Raw genomic sequence first — 3,709 nt, 5'->3', positions numbered from 1 at the left:
GGGGGAGGGGCGCGAGGGGAGGACAGCGCCTCTGGGAGACTCGGAGACATGCGCGTACTCGTCATCGGCGGCGGAATCTCCGGGCTCGCCGCCGCCCACCGCCTCCAGACGGGCGGCGCGGCCGTCACCCTCGTGGACGCCGGCCACCGCCTGGGCGGCAAGCTGTACACGGGCAGCGTCGCGGGGGCCGCCGTCGACCTCGGCGCCGAGTCGATGCTGGCCCGCCGCCCGGAGGGCGTCGACCTCGCGCGCGCCGTCGGGCTCGGCGAGGCGCTCACCCCGCCCGCCGTCGCCGGGGGCGCGCTCTGGACCCGCGACGCGATCCGCCCGCTGCCCAAGGGCCATGTGATGGGCGTCCCCGGCGACCCGGCCGCGCTCGGCGGGGTGGTCTCCCCGGACGGCCTGGCCCGGATCGCGGAGGACGCCCGGCTGCCGCGCACCCCCGTCGGCGAGGACGTCGCCGTCGGCGCGTACGTCGCCGAACGCCTCGGCCGCGAGGTGGTGGACCGCCTCGTCGACCCCCTGCTCGGCGGGGTGTACGCGGGTGACGCGTACCGCATCTCGCTGCGCGCCGCCGTGCCGCAGCTCTTCGCCGCGGCCCGCGAGGAGCGCTCCCTGCTCGCCGGGGTCCGCGGCCTCCAGGAGCGCGCCCAGCAGGCCCGGGACCGTGAAGCGCCCGTCTTCATGGGGATCGCCGGCGGCCTCGGCCGCCTCCCGCTCGCCGTCGCCGACGCCTGCCGCGCCGCCGGCGCCGAGCTCCGCACCGGCACCCCCGTGCACGGCCTGGCGCGCAGCGGTGAGGGCTGGGTCGCCGACACCGGCTCCGGCCCGCTGCACGCCGACGCCGTCGTCCTCGCGGTTCCCGCGCCCGCCGCCGCCAAGCTGCTGGCGGCCGAGGCGCCGGGCGCCTCGGCCGAGTTGGCGGGGGTCGAGTACGCCTCGATGGCGCTGGTCACCATGGCGTTCCGGCGCGCGGACACCGCCGGGCGGCTCCCCGGCGGCAGCGGGTTCCTGGTGCCGCCCGTCGACGGCCGGAGCATCAAGGCGTCCACCTACTCCAGCCACAAGTGGGACTGGGTGGCGGCCCAGGACCCGGAGCTGTTCGTGCTGCGCACCTCGCTCGGCCGGTACGGCGAGGCCGAGGTGCTGCGCCGCGACGACGCCGAGCTGGTGGAGCTCTCCCGCGCCGACCTGGGCGCCGCGACCGGGCTGGCCGCGCGGCCCGTGGAGTGGGCGGTGACGCGCTGGGACGGCGGCCTGCCGCAGTACGCGGTCGGGCACGTCGACCGCGTCGCCCGGATCCGCGCGAGCGCCGGCGCCGTGCCGGGGCTCGCGGTGTGCGGCGCCGTGTACGACGGGGTCGGCATCCCCGCGTGCGTCGCCTCGGGGCAGCGGGCGGCGGACGAGACCCTGGCGGCCGCGCCCGGAGGGCGCGCGGGACAATGAGGCCATGACAGAAGCACCGCAGAAGGCCCCCAACGCGGGCAAGAAGGCCAAGGACCTCAACGAGGTCATCCGGTACACCATGTGGTCGGTCTTCCGGCTGCGCGCAGTGCTCCCCGAGGCTCCCGGGGACCGGGCCGGCTACGCGGACGAAGTGGAGGAGCTGTTCAAGCAGCTGGCCGCCGCCGACGTCACCGTGCGCGGCACCTACGACCTCTCCGGGATGCGGGCCGACGCGGATCTGATGATCTGGTGGCACGCCGAGACGTGCGAGGCGCTTCAGGACGCGTACAACCGCTTCCGCCGCACCCGGCTCGGCCGGGCGCTGGAGCCGGTCTGGTCGAACATGGCCCTGCACCGGCCCGCGGAGTTCAACAAGGCGCACATCCCGGCCTTCCTCGCCGACGAGGAGCCGCGCGCGTACGTCAGCGTCTACCCCTTCGTGCGCTCCTACGAGTGGTATCTGCTGCCCGACGACGAGCGGCGCACCATGCTCGCCGACCACGGCAGGATGGCCCGCGGCTTCCCGGACGTCCGCGCCAACACCGTTCCGGCCTTCTCCCTCGGCGACTACGAGTGGCTCCTGGCCTTCGAGGCGGACGAGCTGTACCGGATCGTGGATCTGATGCGGCATCTGCGCGGCTCCGAGGCGCGCCGGCACGTACGCGAGGAGATCCCCTTCTACACGGGCCGCCGCAAGCCGGTCGGCGAGCTGGTCGACTCCCTGGCCTGAGCGTCAGCCCCGCCCCTTCCCCCGTACCTGCTCCTGCCGCGCCGGCCCCGACTCCGGTTGCGGGGCGCTGCGCGCCGCGCAGTCGGCGTGGTCCCCGGGGGTCTTGCCCTGGAGGAGATAGCGCTCCAGATGGGCGTCGACGCACTCGTTCCCGCCCGCGACGCCGTGGTTGCCCGCGCCGCGCTCCGTGACCAGGGAGGCGCCGGACAGCCGGCGCTGCGCCTCCAGCGCCCCCTCGTAGGGGGTGGCGGCGTCGCGGGTGGCGGCCAGCAGCAGGACGGACGGCGGCGTACCGGGTTCCGTACGGACGTCCAGCGGGCGGGACGACGGCGCCTTCCAGTGCGCGCACGGCAGGTTCATCCAGGCGTTCTCCCAGGTGAGGAAGGGCGCGAAGGGAGCCATGGCCGAGTTGTCGGCGTCCCAGCGGGCCCAGTCGCGCGGCCAGGGCGCGTCCGCGCACTGCACGGCGTTGTAGACGGCGTTGCCGTTCTCCGCGTCGGCCGCGTCGGCCGCGCCGTCCCCGGCGCCGCTCTCCCCGCCCGGCGCCGCGAGCGCGGCCAGCGGCTCCGGGTCGCCGTCGCGGAACGCGGCCAGGGCGCGCGCGTGCCGGTCCCAGGTGCTGTCGGCGTAGGCCACATCGAAGTACGACTCCAGCAGCTCCCGCGAGCCGACGGTGCCGCCCGCGGGCTTCCGGTCGACCGCGTCGCGTACCTCGTCGAACGCCCGCTGCACCTGCCGCGGGGTGCTGCCCAGCCCGTACGTCCCGTGGTGCCGGGCCGCCCACGCCTTCCAGTCGCCCCACCGGCGTTCGAACGCCGGGTTCTGGTCGAGGTTCGACCGGTACCAGATCTTGCCGGGCGACGGGTCGACCACGCTGTCCAGGACGAGGCGGCGCACCCGCTCGGGGAAGAGGGTCGCGTAGACGGCGCCGATATAGGTGCCGTAGGAGACCCCGAGGAAGTTCAGCTTGCGCTCGCCGAGCGCGGCGCGGATCGCGTCCAGGTCGCGGGCGTTGTCGGGCGTCGTGTAGTGCCGCAGCCGCTCGGTGCCCTGCGCCTGGGCGCACCCGCGGGCGTACGCCGCCGCCTGCGCCTTCCGCTCCTCCTTGTACGCGGGGGAGGGGCGGCGCGGGGAGCGGTTGGGCCCCTGGACGAACTCCAGCGGGTCCTGGCAGGAGAGCGGGGCGGAGCGGCCCACCCCGCGCGGCGCGTAGCCGACCAGGTCGTAGCGGGTGTTGAGGCGCTTCCACACACCGCCGAGCGCCCTGGGGTAGAGCGGGAACAGCATCCCGTTGCCGCCCGGCCCTCCGGGGTTGTAGAGGAGCGAGCCGCGGCGCTCTCCGGGCTCGCCGGTGGCGCGGATGCGGCTGACGGTGAGGTCGATCCGCTCGCCGTCCGGCTTCGCGTGGTCGACGGGCACGGAGACGGTGCCGCACTCGACGGGGGAGGGGAGGCGCTCGACGGACGGGCACTTCCGCCACTCGATGCCGTCCGCAGCGTGCGCCTGCGGGAGGGGGAGGGGCTGTCTCTTATA

General features: G+C 75.8%; 3 protein-coding genes. 2 read left to right on the top strand and 1 reads right to left on the bottom strand.

Translation table 11 applies throughout. From position 1 onward, the window contains the following. Positions 1 to 48 precede the first annotated feature (48 nt). Positions 49 to 1,446, top strand: coding sequence for a protoporphyrinogen oxidase (gene hemG / locus G5C65_RS33305; protein ID WP_165302795.1), 1,398 nt, complete (start codon positions 49 to 51; stop codon positions 1,444 to 1,446). A 4-nt stretch (positions 1,447 to 1,450) separates the two neighbouring features. Then, on the top strand, positions 1,451 to 2,176 hold the full coding sequence (gene hemQ, locus G5C65_RS33300) for a hydrogen peroxide-dependent heme synthase (protein ID WP_165302794.1): 726 nt from the start codon (positions 1,451 to 1,453) through the stop codon (positions 2,174 to 2,176). Positions 2,177 to 2,179: 3 nt separating this feature from the next. On the opposite strand, the gene G5C65_RS33295 is transcribed toward hemQ, so the two are convergent. After that, on the bottom strand, positions 2,180 to 3,709 hold a 1,530-nt coding region (locus G5C65_RS33295; protein ID WP_165302793.1), incomplete at its 5' end, for an alpha/beta hydrolase.

This window comes from Streptomyces boncukensis, assembly GCF_011045075.1.
Classification (GTDB): Bacteria; Actinomycetota; Actinomycetes; order Streptomycetales; family Streptomycetaceae; genus Streptomyces; species Streptomyces boncukensis.
The sequence above is the reverse complement of the archived record's forward strand: the minus strand, read 5'-3'. Positions and strand labels throughout refer to the sequence as shown.

Bases quoted from the DNA above. Each gene is read 5' to 3' on its own strand.
- hemQ (WP_165302794.1), top strand. From the start codon at position 1,451: ATGACAGAAGCACCGCAGAAGGCCCCCAACGCGGGCAAGAAGGCCAAG.
- hemG (WP_165302795.1), top strand. From the start codon at position 49: ATGCGCGTACTCGTCATCGGCGGCGGAATCTCCGGGCTCGCCGCCGCC.